We start from the raw sequence: 18,223 nt of genomic DNA, 5'->3' as shown, positions 1-18,223 counted from the left end.
CTCTTAACTAATCCTACAATAATACCTAACAGGTTTTGGAAACCTGTTAGGAGAGTAAAATTGATACCTCAGCATCTTTATTATATACTTATCCTAACAGGTTTCCAAAACCTGTTAGGTATCTAATTATTTTGTTTGCTTTTTTACAATTCCTTTCTTAGCTAACCCTACAATATACCTAATAGATTTTGGAAACCTGTTAGAAAATTAAAATTGATACCTCACCATCTTTATTCTGCATATCCTAACAGGTTTCCAAAACCTATTAGATATCTAATTTTTTGTTTGCTATTTAAAGCCTGTCTCTTAACTAATCCTACAATAATACCAACAGGTTTTGGAAACCTGCTAGGATATACTCTTTTCAAAAATTATTATTTCACTACCTCAACCCAGAATCCTTTTGTTCTGGCCAGGAATGTATTGTCATACATGGCTTCGCATTGTAATCCAGGCAAATAATAATTACCTAAATAAGATGCGTTTAGTAAGATTCGGAAAACTTTTGTTTCTCCTGCTTTCATACCAAAATAGAAATTAGTTCGGTCATCGCGTATGTCGATATAATCTGCAATATTGTTCACAGCATCCCCATAATCTGTAAAACGCGTATTTACAATTTCGAATCCAGATGGCAGAATCTGAGACAATGCTACATTTTCTACACGCTCATTTCTTTGATTTTTAACGGTTACCTCAGCAATAAATTCTGTTCCCTGATTAATTCTGGAAACGTTAATTGTAGCTCCTTTTCTGTTTTTGAAAACAATTTTTGCCGATACATTGCTCTGTACTACATTTTCTTCTCCAATTGGCAAAATTCCTGTGTTTAATAAACGTACATAAATCGTGTTCTTTTTGTTATTTCTTAAAGTGATACTATTATTACCAGTTTTAACAACAAGGCTCTTATCTGCAATTGTTTTTTGTGTGTTTATCGTTTGCGCTTTACCATCTTTAGTAAATTGAATATCGATTCCTTTTGGACCATTATTCAAGGCAAACTTAGACATTGCATACAAGCAATAAGCCGTTGTTTGTGTACTCATCCAACGGTTATCTGACATTTGCTTGGCTAATTTTTGAGCAATTTCAAATGATTTTTGTTTTTGTCCTAACAATAACATTGTTTCAAGTGCCATCGCTCTGTTTCTCTCACTTGAACCATAGTAATAATAACTGTAACCATCTGATTCTTCTTCGATTTTACTATGTAAAAACAAATTCTGACCTGCTGATTTTTGTCCTGCTAAAACATACGATGCCGCTAAACGCAATTTGCTTTCATTCGAAATACCTTTGGTTTCACGCAATCTGTTCATCGAAGACAAATCTGCATTTCCTGCTAATGCCAATGTATACAATCTATAAGACTGTGCTAAATCATTACCATACTTTGGTTCAAATCGCCATTGTTTGGCTTCTTTTTGCTGATACGAAAGCCATTTTGATTTGAAATTAATTGGCAATGCGTAACCTTTTTTCTCTGCTTCAATCATGAAATGCCCTGCATAGGATGTTCCCCAATCGTCTGCAGTTGTATTTCCCTGCCAGTACGAAAGTCCACCATTTGATAACTGAAAACTTCCTAGTCTATTTATTCCTGCTGCTACATTTTTTTGAATAAGCTGCTGACGTGTTGCATCAATATCCATTACATCACTTAAAAATAACTGAGGGAATACAGATGATGTTGTTTGCTCCACGCATCCGTGAGGATATTGGATCAGATATTGTAAGCGTCCGTTTAAGTTAATGGTTGGCATTGATGAAACTTCTAATTTCGCTTTATTGCTTCCCGAAACTCCAAAAGTTTTCCAGCTGATTGTTTTAGAGCTATTTGGTTCTAAAATAACATCTGTAAAAGTACTTGTTACCGGATTCGGGTTGGTCATATCAATCTCAACATCATAAACCGATTTTTCTTTTCCTGAAGTTGCAATAATCTGCACTTTAGCAATTCCTGTAGCGCTTCCAACCGCAAGATTAAAGTACGCCATTTTCTCATCGGGCTGTGCAAACGTCAAGCCTTGTGTACTGCTTCCTATAACTTTTAGTCCGCTGCTGGTTTTAATTTGAACAGTAACATTTTTAACGTGTTTCTCCATTGCAAAAACAGTAACCGGAATGGTTACTTTTTCTGAAGGTGAAATTTTTCTTGGTAACGAAGCCAATACCATCAAAGGACTTCTAACTGGAGTAGCTTTTTCTACACTTCCGTATGCACTTGTAGCAGCATCTCCTGCCACAACCATAGTACGAACAGATCCAATATATTTTGGTAACTTAAGCTGATGTGTTTTTGTATCTCCTTTGTCCAATTTATACGGTCCGTAATACAGCACAACTGGTTTAAAGCGGTTGGCTTTTTTGGCTTTTCCGCCACCCAAATCCTGGTCTCCACCAATACTGAAAATCTGATTGATTTTTCCTCCGTAAGCTCCAATAACATCGTCGTATATATCCCAGGTTTTTACCCCCAAAGCTTCACGTACGTAAAAACTTCCCCAGGCATTTGGTGTTTTAAAACGTGTTAAGTCTAATAGTCCTTCGTCGACTACAGCAATAGTATACGTCATTGCTTTGCCTGTTTTCTCTCCTACTTTTACGGTAAAAGATTGCTCTGGTTTTAGCACGTCCGGCATTTCTATTGTAGGTGCCAAAATGGTGTTTTTATCGACAACTTCTATAGGTACAATACCGTACATACGAATTGGAGAATCATTTTTAGTGGATGCATGCGGCTGCAAAAGCGTAATATTAAAATATACGTTTGGCGCCATTGCAGCAGTAATCGGGATATTAACTTTCGTTTCTCCTTCTTTTGTTTCTGCCCAAAGTGTTTCTACAACCTGAGATCCATTTTCTATTGAAACTAAAGCACGTCCTCCCACACTTGAAGGGAAAGAAATCTGAGCTGTCTCACCTACTGCGTAATTTTTCTTATCTGTAGAAAAAACAAGCATATTCGCTGATGAAGCATCTCTGTTTCTGGTTTTTCCTGACCAGATTGGCCAATCGATATTTACGGTTAACGAAGTTGCATGTCCATCATTTTCATCTGAAACGCGAATTAAGTAACGTCCCCATTCTTCATCTTGCAATGAGAATTGAATACTTCCTTTCCCGCTTGAATTGGTATCAATACGATATGTTTTATAAGAAGTCGTAGCACTTGATGAATTATAATTGGATAAATTATCACTAGAAGCATCCCACCACCATCTCCAGTCTACCTTATACACTTTTACTTCCAGATTTCTAACTGCTTTTGGTCTTCCGTTTTCATCTAAGGTTACGATATCAAATCTATTCATCGTTCTGGTTTCCAGCATGCCATATTTATTTGGCTCAGGTGATTTTATTCCCACATAGGTTTTATAAGGAGAATACGTTGTTGAAATCACATCGGTACTAAAATCTCCACCTTCTTCATATACTTTTGTTATAAAAGAAGCACGAAGCATTCCCGGCGCCTGACCTTGTAATTTAGGTTCGATGTTAACGGTCGCTTTTCCGCTTTCGTTTAATTTACCAGAGAAAATATTAATCTCTTCGCTGCTAAATTGTCGCGCTAAATCATCAAAAGCATATTTTTCATATCCTTTAAAAGTGGTAGCCTGCTGCGTAAACTTTCCTTGCATCTCCACATTCAAATTCTTTGCTATAGCGCCATGAAGCCAAGTAACTTCAAGATTACTTGTATTCGGATAAGACGCAGAAAGTATCGCTCGTTTGAAATTATTTTTAATTTTTAAACGATTTGGCTTTATGGTTTCAATTTTAATGCTCTTATAAAATTTTGCGCCTCCAACGCTTACCAGCGCTTCCCAATTTCCTGTTGGAGCATCAGCATCGGTTGGAACAATAAAAGAATAATGATTTAAATCGTTTGTTCTTTGAACGGTCTGATAGGTCGTTTTTCCATTTGGATCATTCAATCTAAACTTTATTGGATGTGTTTTTGGCAGCTTGTTAGCAACATCGTTCAGTATAAAAGACAAATACAAATTATCTCCAGGACGCCAAACACCGCGTTCTCCGTAAATATATCCTTTAAGCCCTTTTTGAAGTTTTTCACCTGACACATCAAAATTACTTACTGACAATGAAGTACCATCGTCTAATTTTACATAAGTAGCCTGATCTTCTAATGTAATAATGGCAAAATAAGCAAACTTGTCTAATTTAAATGATGCAATACCGTCGCTGTCTGTAGATTCTGTTGCTATTTTTTGTTGCTGATAAGTATACAATTCGACTTTTGCCTTTGATACTGGTTCTGTGGTAACAATATTATTTACTGCAAACAGATACGATTTGTTTTCACCTCTTTTAGCAATTACACCCAAATCAGATGCCAGAATATTGGTTGCTATTTTTGCACTGTAATAATAGGAGTTTGAACACGGATTTTCACTTTCTCTCCAATCATAATCGTAATAATCACCATAGTCGTCATACGAGTTTCCACTGTAATTAACATCGTTTTCATCAACTTCTTCCTCCTCTTCCGGTGTTAGCTCCTCTTCCGAACCATCGCATTTGTAAAGTGAATAGGCTTTTTTATAAATAAATTCTACTCTGTAAATTGCTCCTGGCTCCGGTGTAATTATTTTAGATAAATCCAGAGCAAATGTGTTCCATTTACTAAGATTAGATAATGAACTTTCTTTTAAATCAAGTGTAGTTTTTGCTACAGGCTGCCCTACTTTTTTAAGATTTTGACTGCCATTTAATTCATTATATTGAAGGAATTGCAGAATGTTATTTTTATAGATTTTGTATACCTTAACATCTACTGCTTTTAGATTTACAGCTTCAAAATTTAGCTTCAAATTATTTGAACTTGGCAATATAGTTCCGTTTTTAACGAATCGAACACTTGGTTTTAACTGCTCAAAAGAAATTTTCTGCGAATAATTCTCTGCCATCTTTTTACCATATTGACTTTCTATTCCCTGAAAAATTTCGAGCAGCAATTCGCCGGTCAGTATGTTTGCGGGCTCTTCTACTGCAGTTTCCTCCTGCACTTCAACTACAGGAACGGCTACCGCAACACTATCAATGCCTATATTTGCTTCTTCTGTAACTGTACTTGAAGAATCAACGGCTACGGCTTCTACCTCAGATCTAACTTGTACTTCATGAACAGTCTCCTTGACTGGTTTTTCATTACTAAAATAAACTTTCAGAATATTACCCTGCGTCGAAAATTTAAGATTATTGGTGTTCTCAATAGCGACCAATCCTTTAAAGTCCTGTCCTTTTTCTAAAGGTTCAGAAAAACTAATATGAACAGATTGATTAGTCCCTTCCTGGACTTCTACACTTACAACTTTGAATTCATCGATACTGGTAATTGGAAAATCAATCTGACCTTTCTGATCTATATCAAATTCTTCACCATCATATATGATTTCAACATTGGATACTGCCGAAAATCGTTGGATACTATCTACAATAAATCGGAATTCTTTACCGGAATTTGAGGTTTTATCAAACTTAATTTTTAATCCGTTTCCGTTTTGTTTTGCCTCAACCAGCTTAGTTGCTGTTTCCAGATCTATGTTATCTGCTGTTTTTAGTATACAATTCAGATATTGATATTCTTTACTGTACGATTGAATATCCAGAGTTTCTACGATAAAATCCTGCTTGATTGTTTTTACTGTAAAATTGAAATCTGAAAGTTGTTTTTCTTTCTCTTTTGGCAATGTAATCAACTTATCTAAGTGTAAAGTCACCTGATAATCTGTTCCTGATTTTAATTTCTTTTCCGGTATAAAAGCCACTGTATTGCTAGACAAAGCAACTACCTTACCATCTACACTTGGAGAAATATCAAATAAGTCGTTATCTAAAACCTGATTAACTTTCCATTCTTTTTTATCGAAGGCCAAGACTACCCGTATGTCTGATCCTGAAGAAATAATCCCACCAGTAAAACTGATAATGTATTCTTTGAATAATGCTAAATCAGAATTAAAATCTGTTTTTTTGGTACAGGCCTGAAAAATAAAAAACGTAATAAACGCGTAAACTAATCCTTTTGTCTTCACTTTAATATGGAGTTAATTGTTACAAATACAACTTTATATGAGAATATAGCATTTGAGAATTTTAAAATATAATCTATAAAATGCCCGACATATGCTGGTAAAAATATGTCTTTTTTATGAATGTTTTAGCAAGAAATTCGTTAATAATTATTATTAATTTTTTGTCTTATTTTTACAAAAAACAAGTAAATTTCGTGCTAAATTTCGTCCATTTTAATAGTCCGAAATATGCCAAATAAACTACATAAATATTCTACTGAAAATGAATTCATTGTACAAAACAAGTCAATAATTATATACCTTTTAGCTTTTATAACATTTTGCATCTCACTAGGTTTTCTAGATTATTATGTCTTACCAAGCTCCAAAACCACGGATATAATAACGCATTATATGATTAAAACTTCACGGGGGAAAAATAACAATAATCCTCAAACAGTATCTTGTCATTATTACACAGAAAAGGGATTCACTTTTTCAACACCAAAGAACTACATCGAGGAGAGCGATGTAGAACTTTCATATTCTTTATTATTTAAATCGGTAACAACAGTCAAATCAAAAAATACTGATTACACAAGTAATCTTTCTAGCAATTTAAGTAGTAATGGAATGCTTTTTTATTGTTGCTGCACACTACTTCTCTCAATAGCTATAAGTTTAAAAATATTACTTTCAAAAAAAGGTTTCACTGAAAACACTTTTTACAATATAGTATGTTTCAATTCCTTCATGGTGATCGTATGTTTATATATGACTTACCTCTTTTAAAATTATTTACGCCTTTCTATAAAAAAACGTTTCATCAGATCAGCAGCTTCATTTGCCATTATTCCGGATACGACAGTAGTTTTAGGATGCAATTGTGTTCCCATTGTCATGAAACCACGCTGTTCATCACGGGCTCCGAAAACAATTTTTGAAATCTGACTCCAATATAGTGCTCCTGCACACATCTGACAAGGTTCTAATGTAACATACAAGGTGCAATCTTTTAAATATTTACCGCCCAGATAATTTGCGGCAGCAGTTATCGATTGCATTTCAGCATGCGCTGTAACATCATTTAGTAATTCAGTTAAATTATGACTGCTTGCAATTATTCTATTAGCAACAACAATAACAGCGCCTACAGGAATCTCTCCTTTATCAAAGGCCATCTCTGCTTGCTGCAAAGCTTTTTTCATAAAATACTCGTCGGTGAAGGGATTTATCATAATTGCAAAAATAAGATTTTACAAGCTAATTTTTATTACATTTATTTTTTCATCTGAAACCTATGAACAATCATTACAAAATAACAATTGCCGAACCCTGCCAAGAAGATTGGAATAAAATGACTCCAAATAAAGAGGGACGTTTTTGCATGAATTGTTCAAAAACTGTTACTGATTTTTCTGCAATGTCAGCAGATGAAATACAGCGTTTTTTTATTGAAAATCAGAACAAAAAAATCTGTGGAAGGTTTAAAAAATCGCAATTAGACGCTATAATAATTCAGATTCCGAGTCGTATTTTATACACACAAACAAGTTATCACAAGATGTTTTTATTAGCATTGTTTATCACAATGGGAACAACTTTGTTTAGCTGTGCTGATAATGAAGGAAATAAAGTAACTATTGAAAAAATAGAAGTGGTAGAAGATATTAAAAAAGCGATTCCATTACAAACTGAAATAGATAGCCTGGACGACAGACCGAATCCTATGATATTTGAAGATATTAAAGCAATGCCCGATGTAGTAAACTTTGTAGAAGGACCAAGACCATATTATGATACTTACATTACTGGAACTCCAGCTCTTGATACTTATCCTATTTGTTACATTGAAAAGTTACCTGAATATCCCGGCGGAAATGAAAAATTTTATAGTCTTCTTAAAAATGAATTTAAAATTCCGAAAAAAGCAAAAAAACTTACCGGAGAAATTGAGGTGTCATTTGTAATCGATAAAGATGGTATTCCTAATCAAATTAAAGTTTTTGATAATATCGGGCATGAAACCGGAGAAGAGATTATTAGAACTTTGCAGCTTTCTAAAAAATGGAAGCCTGGTGTTAACGAAAAAGGAAATATTACCGTGATGAGACTAAAAATTATGATAGAAAAAGACAGTCTTAATCCTGAAAGAAGAAACAGAAAGCTTTCCAAAATTAGCTCTATTGCTTTTATTAATGAGCGTAATGAAAGCATAAGTCAGATAAACTAGTAAAGAGCAAATGCAAAAGAAATACAAAATAACAATTCCCGAATCCTGTAATGAAGATTGGAATGAAATGACTCCAAATAAAGAGGGGCGCTTCTGTATGCATTGTTCTAAAACAGTTATAGATTTCTCTACGATGTCCGCAGATGAAATACAGCGTTTTATCATTCAAAATAAAAATAAAAAAATCTGCGGGAGTTTTAAAACTGAGCAATTAGAACGTTTAATTATTCAAATTCCGAATCACGTTTTATACACACAAACAAGTTATCATAAGATGTTTCTATTAGCCTTGTTTGTTGCTATGGGTACTACTTTATTTAGTTGTCAGGACAAAGAAGGTAAGAAACAAAAAATTGACAAAATAGAAGTTATAAAAGATAGCATAGCGTTAAAAATCACTTCAAATAAAGATACTGTAAAAATAAAAGTCCCCCCGGTAAATCCACCAACTCCATCTATACCTGAATCTGTAATCTACAGAACTACAGGGGAAATAATTGTAGAAGACTATACGGAGCAACCCGAAAAACCTATTGATTACGAAGCTATTTTTAAATCTCATGATTTAGAAGTTTTACCTACTCCTGAATACGGATTCGAAAAATTCTACGCGTATTTCCACAACAATTATATTGACGCGTCTAAAATAGAAGATCACGAAGGGCGAGTATTCATTTCGTTTGTTGTAGAAAAAGATGGAAGTCTGAGCAATTTTGAAGTCGTTAGAAATACATTCAATGCAAATGAAGAGGAAGTAATTAGAGTTTTAAAAACAGGTCCAAAATGGATTCCGGGAAAAGCAAACAATCAAATTGTGCGATCAACTTATAATTTGCCAATTACCTTTAAAAAATAAAATCAACCCAATCACATCTAGTCTTTAACTAGTAATAAATTTAAATTTAAAACCGTAAATTCGCTTTTTACTTTACAATGAAAAGCAACTTACTTTCCAACATACAAAATCCAGCTGATTTACGCTTGTTAACAGAAGCGGAATTGCCTCAGGTTGCGCAGGAATTACGTCAGTTTATTATTGATGTTGTTTCTGTAAAAGAAGGTCATTTGGGCGCCAGTTTGGGTGTAATTGAACTTACAATTGCTTTGCATTATGTTTTTAATACTCCCGATGATTTGTTGGTTTGGGATGTTGGACATCAGGCATACGGACATAAAATATTGACGGAAAGAAAAGAAATTTTTCATACGAACCGACAAATTGGTGGCATTTCCGGTTTTCCTAAAAGAGCGGAAAGTATTTATGACACTTTTGGTGTTGGTCACTCTTCCACTTCTATTTCTGCCGCACTCGGAATGGCTATTGCTTCTAAACTAAAAGGAGATACAAACAAGCAACACATTGCTGTTATTGGGGATGCTTCGATTGCATCCGGAATGGCTTTTGAAGGCTTGAACCATGCCGGCGTTACTGACGCTAATATTTTAGTTGTTTTAAATGATAACGCGATTGGAATAGATCCTAGTGTGGGTGCTTTGAAACAGTATTTAACTTCGGTTAAAAACGGAAAAAACCCAAAGCAAAATAATATGATCAAGTCTTTAAACTTTGATTATACCGGTCCGATTGACGGTCACGACTTTCCTGCTTTAATAAAAGAATTAAAAAGATTAAAGAAAATAAAAGGACCAAAGTTTCTTCACATTGTTACGACAAAAGGAAAAGGACTTCAACAGGCAGAAGAAAATCAGGTAAAATATCATGCCCCCGGAAAATTTGATGCTGCTACAGGAGAGATTCATTTAAAAGCAGAAGAAAATTTACCTCCAAAATATCAGGATGTTTTTGGTTTAACCATTTTAGATCTAGCGAGAAAAAATGAAAAAATTATTGGTATAACCCCTGCAATGCCCTCAGGAAGTTCTTTAAAATTCATGATGGACGAAATTCCGGAACGTGCCTTTGATGTTGGAATTGCAGAACAACATGCCGTAACGCTTGCTGCCGGGATGGCAACTCAGGGCATGATTGTGTATTGCAATATTTATTCGACTTTTCTGCAAAGAGCTTATGATCAGGTAATACACGACGTAGCATTACAAAATTTACCAGTCATTTTTTGCTTAGATCGTGCTGGTCTGGTTGGCGAAGATGGCGCAACGCATCATGGCGTTTTTGATATTGCTTATTTACGTGCTATCCCAAATTTAATTATTTACGCACCAAGGAATGAAATTGCGCTTCAAAACATTCTTTATACGGCACAATTAGGCTTAAAAAATCCGATTGCCATTCGATATCCGAGAGGCCGTGGTGTTCTCCCAAATTGGGAAGTAGAAAATTTCAGACAATATGAAAATATTAAAATTGGAGCAGCAACGTGCTTAAAAACAGGTACAAAAACCGCCATTTTAACTACAGGTACAATTGGCAACAATGTAACTTTAGCATTGGCAGAATGTAATAATCCGGAAACAATTGCACATTATGACTTCCCTTTTATTAAACCTTTAGATTTCAAATTATTAAATAACATACTAACCGATTTTAACACTATTATTACAGTAGAAGACGGTACAATAAATGGCGGATTTGGAAGTGCTATTTTAGAATTTGCTGCAGCAAATAACTTCAATAATTCAATCCAGATTTTAGGTATTCCTGATACCTTTATTGAACACGGAACCGTTGATCAATTACAACAATTCTGTAAAATTGACGTTAAAAGTTTAGCAAATCTTTTTTCTTATCAGGGAAAATAATTATTTTGCAAGGTCAAAAAAGAAACAAAAATGTCACACTAATGAGATTATATAGATTTACCTTATTAATTTTACTTTTCATTTTTTCAGCTACTATATCTGCTCAAAGCATCATTAGAACTACCTTAGATCCAGGTGAACTACCTGTAATACCATCAAATTGGACTAAAAAAAATGTGGTTGGTTTAGATATTACCCAAATTGCTTTTGTCAACTGGAATGCCGGGGGTACAAGTTCTATTTCCGGATTGTTTAAAGGTGAATTTTCAAGAACTTACATCAAGAAAAACAATAAATGGAGTAATGAGCTTTTTGCAAAATATGGTTTGAATAAACAAGAAGAAACGGAATTAAGAAAAACCGATGATGAAGTTAAATTCATCTCTACGTATGGTTTTAGAAAAGATTCACTTTCCAATTGGTTCTATTCTGCCAAATTCAATTTTAATACACAGTTTACAAATGGATACAATTATCCAAATGTAGACAAACCAATCTCCAGATTATTTGCACCAGCTTATTTATTTTTAGGAGCCGGGGTGGAGAATGCAGTCAAAGAAAAAGACCGTAAATTTTACTTCTCTCCTGTAACTTTGAAGACTACCTTAGTTCTTGATCAAGACCTTGCTAATCAAGGAGCTTTTGGTGTTAGGAAAGGAGAATTCATACCAGATCCTGTAAATCCTGACGAAAAAATATGGATTACTCCAGGCCAGAAAGTAAAGACGGAATTTGGTATTTTGTTTGAGGGACACATGAAAAATGAGGTATATAAAAATGTCTTCTTTGAAAACCGATTACAATTATATACCGATTATCTTCACAAATTTGGAAATGTTGATATTGACTATGATACCCGTCTAGATCTTGTGGTTAATGCTTATGTAAAAGCAAATATTGGTATCCGTATAATATATGACGACGACATTCAATCGAAAAAAGATGTTGTAGATCCAACAACAGGTACAGAATCTCAAGTAGATAATGGCCCAAGAGCCCAATTAAGACAAGTATTGGGCGTTGGACTTGTTTATGCTTTCAAATAATTAATTGCTTTTTCTACCGTTAATTGTTTCGAATAGCTCTAAAGCGTTTCCGTCTGTTAACAACGATACATAATGGCAAATATGAAGCAAACGTTCGTATAAATTAGTTTTTTCTAAATGGTGTTTTTCCGGCAACATTTTCAAAATTAAATTATCATAATTCGATGCTTTTCCTTCATATTTGTTATTAAACGCTGTAATAAATTTATCCAGTAAGGTCTGAATAATTTCATAGCCTACAATTTCCTTCTCAATAACTTCGCGGCTTTGATAGATTTTATCAACACTTAATTTTATGATATCATTCATCTGCGCTTTGTATTTGCTTTTATCTGTTAATGCAAAAGGAAACTGACCTGCCAGAATAGCTTCTTCATTTTCAATAAAAACATCTACTGCATCGTTGATCAGGCTGTTTATAGCCAAGGCACGCAAATAACTTATTCTGTCTTCTTTTGTTTGAAGGTTGTTGTACTTTGTTCCTCCAATATTATTTTGCACTAGCTTAATAAGATATTCTAAAGCATAATCTTCAGATACCAAACCTAGGTTTATACCATCTTCAAAATCAATTATTGTGTAACAAATATCATCAGCAGCTTCTACCAAATACGCTAATGGATGTCTTTCAAAACCAATATCTTCTCCCGTTTTATTGGCAATCATTCCCATATCTTCCGCTACTTCTTCAAAAAAGGCTTTATCAGTCTGAAAGAAACCATACTTTTTGTCTGCAATATTGTTGGTTGGTTTTTTAGGAAGGCTTTCTTTTGGATATTTCATAAAAGCCCCTAATGTAGCATACGAAATTCTAAGTCCTCCTTCGATTCCCGGGCGACTTGCGGTAAGAACTGAAAAACCATTGGCATTTCCTTCAAAATCAATTAAATCCTGCCATTGTTTAGCTTTAAGATGATCTTTATACTTCTGTCCTTTTCCTATCGAAAAATATTCCCCAATTGCTTTTTCGCCAGAATGTCCAAATGGTGGATTTCCTATATCATGTGCCAGCGATGCAGCGGCTACAATTGCACCAAAATCATTCATGTGATAACCATGAACTTCTTTTAAATAAGGATATTTTTCAATAATTTTTTTTCCTACCAAACGACCTAAAGAACGCCCTACAACCGAAACTTCTAAACTATGTGTTAATCTGGTGTGTACGAAATCTGTTTTTGAAAGCGGGATGACCTGGGTTTTGTCTTGTAATGATCTAAAAGCGGCAGAAAAGATAATTCGGTCATAATCCACCTCAAATCCTAATCGGGTATCGTCTTGTTCTACACGTAATCTTTTAGAAGTATCGCCTTGGCGTTTAAGTGACAAAAGTTGTTCCCAGTTCATTTTTCAATTTTAGATATTAGACCGATGATTTTAAAGTATCATCCAGACTTCAAAAATACATTTTATTTTAGATTTTTTCTGCTTTAAAACTCTAAAGCGGTGCTGTGTTTGATTTCTCCCATTACAAAAATACTGTTTGTATTTTCAATGTTTTCAATTATTGATAGTTTATTCATTACAAAATCCTGATAACTAGTCATATCATCAACAAGAATTTTTAGCATAAAATCATAATCACCTGCAATATTATAACATTCGATGATCTCGAGAAATGCTACAATATCTTTTACAAAATTGCGCCCCACATTTTTTACATAAAAAAAGCGCCCCAATGGGGCGCTTTCCTTAAATAAACTTTATTAACGATTAGAAGTTTTTAGAAATTCCAACGTTAAATGCTTTTCCTAAGTTAAAATCGAAAGTGTTAGTTTTTGGTCCGTTATCTTGATAATTAAGAGTACTGTAACCTAAACCTCCAATGTTGAAGTTTAAACCAAAACCTTTTGACATGTTGATGAACAAAGCTGGTGTAATACCTACATACATACCATTTTGTTTTACATCTTCAACTTTTTGACCTTTGTAACCAGCCCCTAATTCAGTAAAGAAAGCAAAAGATTCGCTGAATGGTACTGTGTAACGTAAAAACGCACCAACTTTAGTAGTATTTGTTTTTACTTCAACTATATCTCCGTTGAATCCTTCTTCTGGTCTTTTTGTAGAACCGAAAGAAGTCTCGATACCTGCAGTCCAGCTATCGTGGAATTGGTAACCAACTTTTGGAGAAAAATCTACTGAAGAAGTTTTTGATTCAAAACCACGGAAGCTTTCTTTTTCAGAAGTGTAACCTACACTACCACCAACTAAGATTGTTCCTTTTTGAGCATTTGTGAAACCAAATGTTGCTAATGCAACGATAAGTAAAAATTTTTTCATGTTTTATAAATTTATAATTGAACCTGACACAAACAAAAACAATGCCACCAGAATTTTTCTTTAAGTTTTTTTTATGATTTGTTTAAAGTGTAAAACTTTAGCTATAGAATTTTTTTTCCTTTACTTTTGTATTAAATAAAATTAGTTATGTCGATAGAAGTAAACAGTATATCAAAAAGTTACGGAACTCAAAAAGCGTTGAACTCCATTTCTTTTTCCATAAAAAAAGGTGAAATTGTAGGTTTTCTCGGTCCAAATGGAGCAGGGAAATCGACGTTAATGAAAATACTTACAACTTATTTACTGTCAGATGAAGGAACTGCACATGTCAATGGTCACGATGTCATGACAAACACTAAGGCCGTTCAGCGTTCGATTGGTTATTTACCGGAACACAATCCTTTATATTTAGAATTGTATATCCGTGAATATCTGCAATTTAATGCTGATGTTTATAAAGTTGACAAATCTCGAATTGAAGAAGTGATTCAGCTGACAGGACTGACACCAGAAAGCCATAAAAAAATTGGTCAGTTATCTAAAGGATATCGCCAGCGTGTAGGACTTGCCAATGCTTTACTACATAATCCCGATGTCTTAATTCTTGACGAGCCAACTACAGGACTGGATCCCAATCAGTTAATAGAAATACGAAATGTAATTAAGAATGTAGGTAAAAATAAAACTGTTTTTTTATCAACTCACATTATGCAGGAAGTCGAAGCTATTTGTGATCGTGTCATTATTATTGACAAAGGAGAAATTGTAGCAGATAAGAAATTAGACAACCTAATTGCTGCCGACTCACAACAAATCATCGAAGTAGAATTCGATTATAAAGTAGAAGAACAACTGCTATATAAGCTTGAAAACATTACTTCATGCATAAATACACATGATATGACGTGGGAGCTTACTTTTACCACGGAAAAAGACATGCGCCCCGCTATATTTGATTTTGCAACCGCAAACGGGCTAAAAACATTGCAATTAAATCAGAAAAACAAAAATCTGGAAGCTATATTTAGAGAAATCACGAAATAAGTTTCCACTTATATATCATTTGAAAGCCTGTTTAAAATTTTAAACAGGCTTTTTTATTTCCATTTTTCGCAATTTTCACAAAGTAAGCGTTAAACAAATGCCAACAAAAACGATATCGTATCTTTTAAAATTACATTTATTTTAAAATTTGTTAAAAAACATTGCCATATTGCGATTATACATTAACAGAAACATCAATATCATGAATACTTAAGAATAAACTTGCTAAATAACATTTAAAACTTGCGCTAATCTTAATTTAACAATTCTCTAAAAGCATTCATTATTAGCGTTTTAAAAGATTAGCAAAAAATAGTTCATTGTTTTTATTTAGACTTGATATAAATAGTGTTATATTTGAAAATTGAAACTTCAAAAAACAATCCAATGTTCTCTTTGTTTAGCGCCATAAAAACTTCCTTATATATTCTATTTAATCGAATTCTGCGTTTCCGAAAAAACCTTTCTGATAAAGTAGAACAAATTTCTTTGAAGTAAATCTCAAAACATCCTACATCAATCCGAAATCGCAAACTTTCTGAGTTTGAAGTTTCGCTTATTCCCTCACACATTAAAAAAGTAATATGAAAAATATTATAACCTCGCTTATGCTCGCCTTTTCCGTCTACTCTTATTCTCAAACTGAAAAAGAAACGGACAGTATTGTTGAAACTTCTATAAACGCACTCGATGAAATTGTTATCGTAAAAAAGAAAGTACTTTATACCCAAAAATCAGACAGAATGGTTTTTAATGTCGAGAACAGTATTGTCTCTGAAGGTGGAACGGCATTAGACGTTTTGAGTCGCGCTCCGGGTGTTGTAGTATCACAAGATGGTGAATTATCCATTAGAGGTCAACAAGGTGTTGGTGTAATGATCAATGGTAAACTAACGCAACTTTCTCAAAAAGAACTTGCCAATTATTTAAAGTCTACAACATCATCAAATATAAAACAAATTGAAGTTATAACGAATCCATCGTCTAAATATGATGCTACCGGAAAAGCTGGAATGATTAACATTATTCTAAAAAAACCAACGGCTGGCGGCTTAAAAGGAACTGCTTTTACCAGCTACGCAAGAGGTCGAAAAAACAGAACTAATTCAGGAGTGAATTTAAGTTATAATAAAGATAAATTTGGCGTGTACGGAAACTACAGTTATACTTTTCGTGGTGAAGAAGAACGTAAAAAATTCGAACAAATACAATATACTGACAATACAAGACAGCAAATCGCAACAAAGAATTTTCAGTATTCGAATACAGATGAGCCACTGACTTCTAATAATTTTAAAATTGGAACTCAGTATGAAGTTTCGCCTAAAACCAATCTGGAGGTTTATGTTGATGCTAAAATCGGACGCTACGAAAATATGGCGAATGGACGAAACACATTATTAAATGCAATGGATCAAATGCAGTTTGATGCTTTTACTTATAATGACAGTAAAGAGAAATGGAATGACTATACGTATGCTTTTTCTGGTGTTCATAAATTTAATACGGAAGGAAAAAACATGTCGTTTGATTTTGAATATGAAACGTCTAAATTCAGATCAAATCAGTTTCAGAGTGCCTCTAACGTTGATCCTTCAGTTGCTAACACAATCAATGACAGAAGAGGTTTTATTCCGTCTCAACTAAAAGTTTTTACCGGAAAGGTAGATTTTGTGAATCCATTAAAAGAGAAACAAACTCTGGAATGGGGATTTAAAGGAAGTATAAAAAACAATGAAAATCCTTCTGTGTACGAATACAATCAGAATAACGAATGGATTGTTGATGTAAATTCGACCAATCATTTTGAATATAAAGAACAAATTTATGCTGCTTACGCGAATTATAAATATCAACTGGATAAATTCAATATTCAAGGTGGTTTAAGAACGGAGTATACCGATATTACTATTTTGCAAAAAACATTAAACCAAGAGCATAAAAATGATTATTTAAAATGGTTTCCAAGTATATCGATGAAGTACGAATTAAGTACTAACAATTCCTTTCATGCTTCATACAGCAAGAGAATAAACAGACCAAGTCAATTCGATTTGAATCCGTTCCGTTTTTATGATGACTCTTTTAATTACTCAGAAGGAAATCCAAATCTGGTTCCGGAAATTACGCATGCTGCAGAAGTTGGATATGCCTGGAAAAGTGCTTTCATGGCTTCGGTATACTTTAGCAAAACCAAAGATATTTTTACAGAAGTTTATGTTTACAACCCTGAAAATAACACTACTGTTACTTCACAAATCAACGTAAACAAATCATTTAATTACGGTGTAAATATTACAAACACAACCGAATTTTATAAATGGTGGTCTTTGAGTACGCTTTTCAATATTTTTGAGAATAAATTTATGGGCAATGCGGTAAATACAGATACAATTGATCCTATACTGACGGCAAATTTAAGCGCCCAGAACTCTTTTACAATTAGTGAAACGTGGAAAGCCGAAGCAAATGCTCAATACCAATCAAAATCTAATCTTGGGATTTACAAGAGAGATGCTTTTTTTGATTTCAGTATCGGCATCTCGAAACAGGTTTTGTCTAATAAAGGGAATATCAAACTGAATATGACAGATATTTTAAACACCAATAACTTTTACATCAATTCTGTTATCGGACAAACTGCTCTAAACAAAAGATATGATTTAGATAACCGAATTGCTACTATCGCATTTACGTATAGGATTTAAGATTTTAGATTGCAGATTTTAGATTNNATTTTAGATTTTAGATTTTGTATAACGTGATTGTATACTGTAAGTTGTAATTTAATATGATATACTGAAATACAAAATCTTACATACAATAATTTTACTCTTTATTTTTTTATTTTTTTT

11 protein-coding genes are annotated in these 18,223 nt (G+C 33.6%); 6 read left to right on the top strand and 5 right to left on the bottom strand.

All coding sequences use genetic code 11. The features are described 5' to 3' along the window. Positions 1-374 precede the first annotated feature (374 nt). Both B0A66_RS21035 and B0A66_RS21030 read right to left on the bottom strand, forming a co-directional pair. Positions 375-6,062: an alpha-2-macroglobulin family protein gene (locus B0A66_RS21035; RefSeq protein ID WP_089051818.1), complete on the bottom strand. Its 5,688-nt coding sequence runs from the start codon at positions 6,060-6,062 to the stop codon at positions 375-377. A gap of 773 nt (positions 6,063-6,835) precedes the next feature. After that, entirely contained in the window at positions 6,836-7,279 is a 444-nt protein-coding gene (locus B0A66_RS21030) for a nucleoside deaminase (RefSeq protein WP_089051817.1), read from the bottom strand. Positions 7,280-7,341: 62 nt separating this feature from the next. On the opposite strand from B0A66_RS21030, the gene B0A66_RS21025 reads away from it, so the two are divergent. The 4 genes from B0A66_RS21025 (at position 7,342) to B0A66_RS21010 (ending at position 12,041) form a co-directional block, all read left to right on the top strand. After that, complete coding sequence (locus B0A66_RS21025; RefSeq protein ID WP_089051816.1) at positions 7,342-8,274, top strand: energy transducer TonB; 933 nt, start codon at positions 7,342-7,344, stop codon at positions 8,272-8,274. A 10-nt stretch (positions 8,275-8,284) separates the two neighbouring features. Beyond that, the gene (locus B0A66_RS21020; RefSeq protein WP_089051815.1) at positions 8,285-9,130 is read left to right on the top strand and encodes an energy transducer TonB; all 846 of its coding nucleotides are present in this window, start codon (positions 8,285-8,287) and stop codon (positions 9,128-9,130) included. 77 nt (positions 9,131-9,207) lie between these two features. After that, positions 9,208-10,995: a 1-deoxy-D-xylulose-5-phosphate synthase gene (locus B0A66_RS21015; protein WP_089051814.1), complete on the top strand. Its 1,788-nt coding sequence runs from the start codon at positions 9,208-9,210 to the stop codon at positions 10,993-10,995. A gap of 41 nt (positions 10,996-11,036) precedes the next feature. Further along, positions 11,037-12,041 (top strand): DUF3078 domain-containing protein, encoded by a 1,005-nt coding sequence (locus B0A66_RS21010; protein WP_089051813.1) that lies wholly within the window; start codon positions 11,037-11,039, stop codon positions 12,039-12,041. On the opposite strand, the gene B0A66_RS21005 is transcribed toward B0A66_RS21010, so the two are convergent. The 3 genes from B0A66_RS21005 to B0A66_RS20995 form a co-directional block, all read right to left on the bottom strand. After that, a complete protein-coding gene (locus tag B0A66_RS21005; RefSeq protein ID WP_089051812.1) occupies positions 12,042-13,388 on the bottom strand; it encodes a deoxyguanosinetriphosphate triphosphohydrolase in 1,347 nt (448 codons plus the stop codon). It lies immediately after the preceding gene. 83 nt (positions 13,389-13,471) lie between these two features. Continuing rightward, entirely contained in the window at positions 13,472-13,693 is a 222-nt protein-coding gene (locus tag B0A66_RS21000; RefSeq protein ID WP_244283565.1) for an Lrp/AsnC ligand binding domain-containing protein, read from the bottom strand. 61 nt (positions 13,694-13,754) lie between these two features. Next, complete coding sequence (locus B0A66_RS20995) at positions 13,755-14,324, bottom strand: outer membrane beta-barrel protein (protein WP_089051811.1); 570 nt, start codon at positions 14,322-14,324, stop codon at positions 13,755-13,757. Between the two features lie 147 nt (positions 14,325-14,471). Between B0A66_RS20995 and gldA the strand changes: the two genes are divergently transcribed. Together gldA and B0A66_RS20985 are read left to right on the top strand one after the other, a co-directional pair. Further along, positions 14,472-15,368, top strand: coding sequence for a gliding motility-associated ABC transporter ATP-binding subunit GldA (gldA, locus tag B0A66_RS20990; RefSeq protein ID WP_089051810.1), 897 nt, complete (start codon positions 14,472-14,474; stop codon positions 15,366-15,368). Between the two features lie 584 nt (positions 15,369-15,952). Next, positions 15,953-18,076 (top strand): outer membrane beta-barrel family protein, encoded by a 2,124-nt coding sequence (locus B0A66_RS20985; RefSeq protein WP_089051809.1) that lies wholly within the window; start codon positions 15,953-15,955, stop codon positions 18,074-18,076. The last annotated feature ends 147 nt before the right edge of the window (positions 18,077-18,223 follow it).

This window comes from Flavobacterium hercynium (assembly GCF_002217285.1).
GTDB lineage: Bacteria > Bacteroidota > Bacteroidia > Flavobacteriales > Flavobacteriaceae > Flavobacterium > Flavobacterium hercynium.
This window is presented reverse-complemented; position numbering and strand designations above follow the sequence as displayed.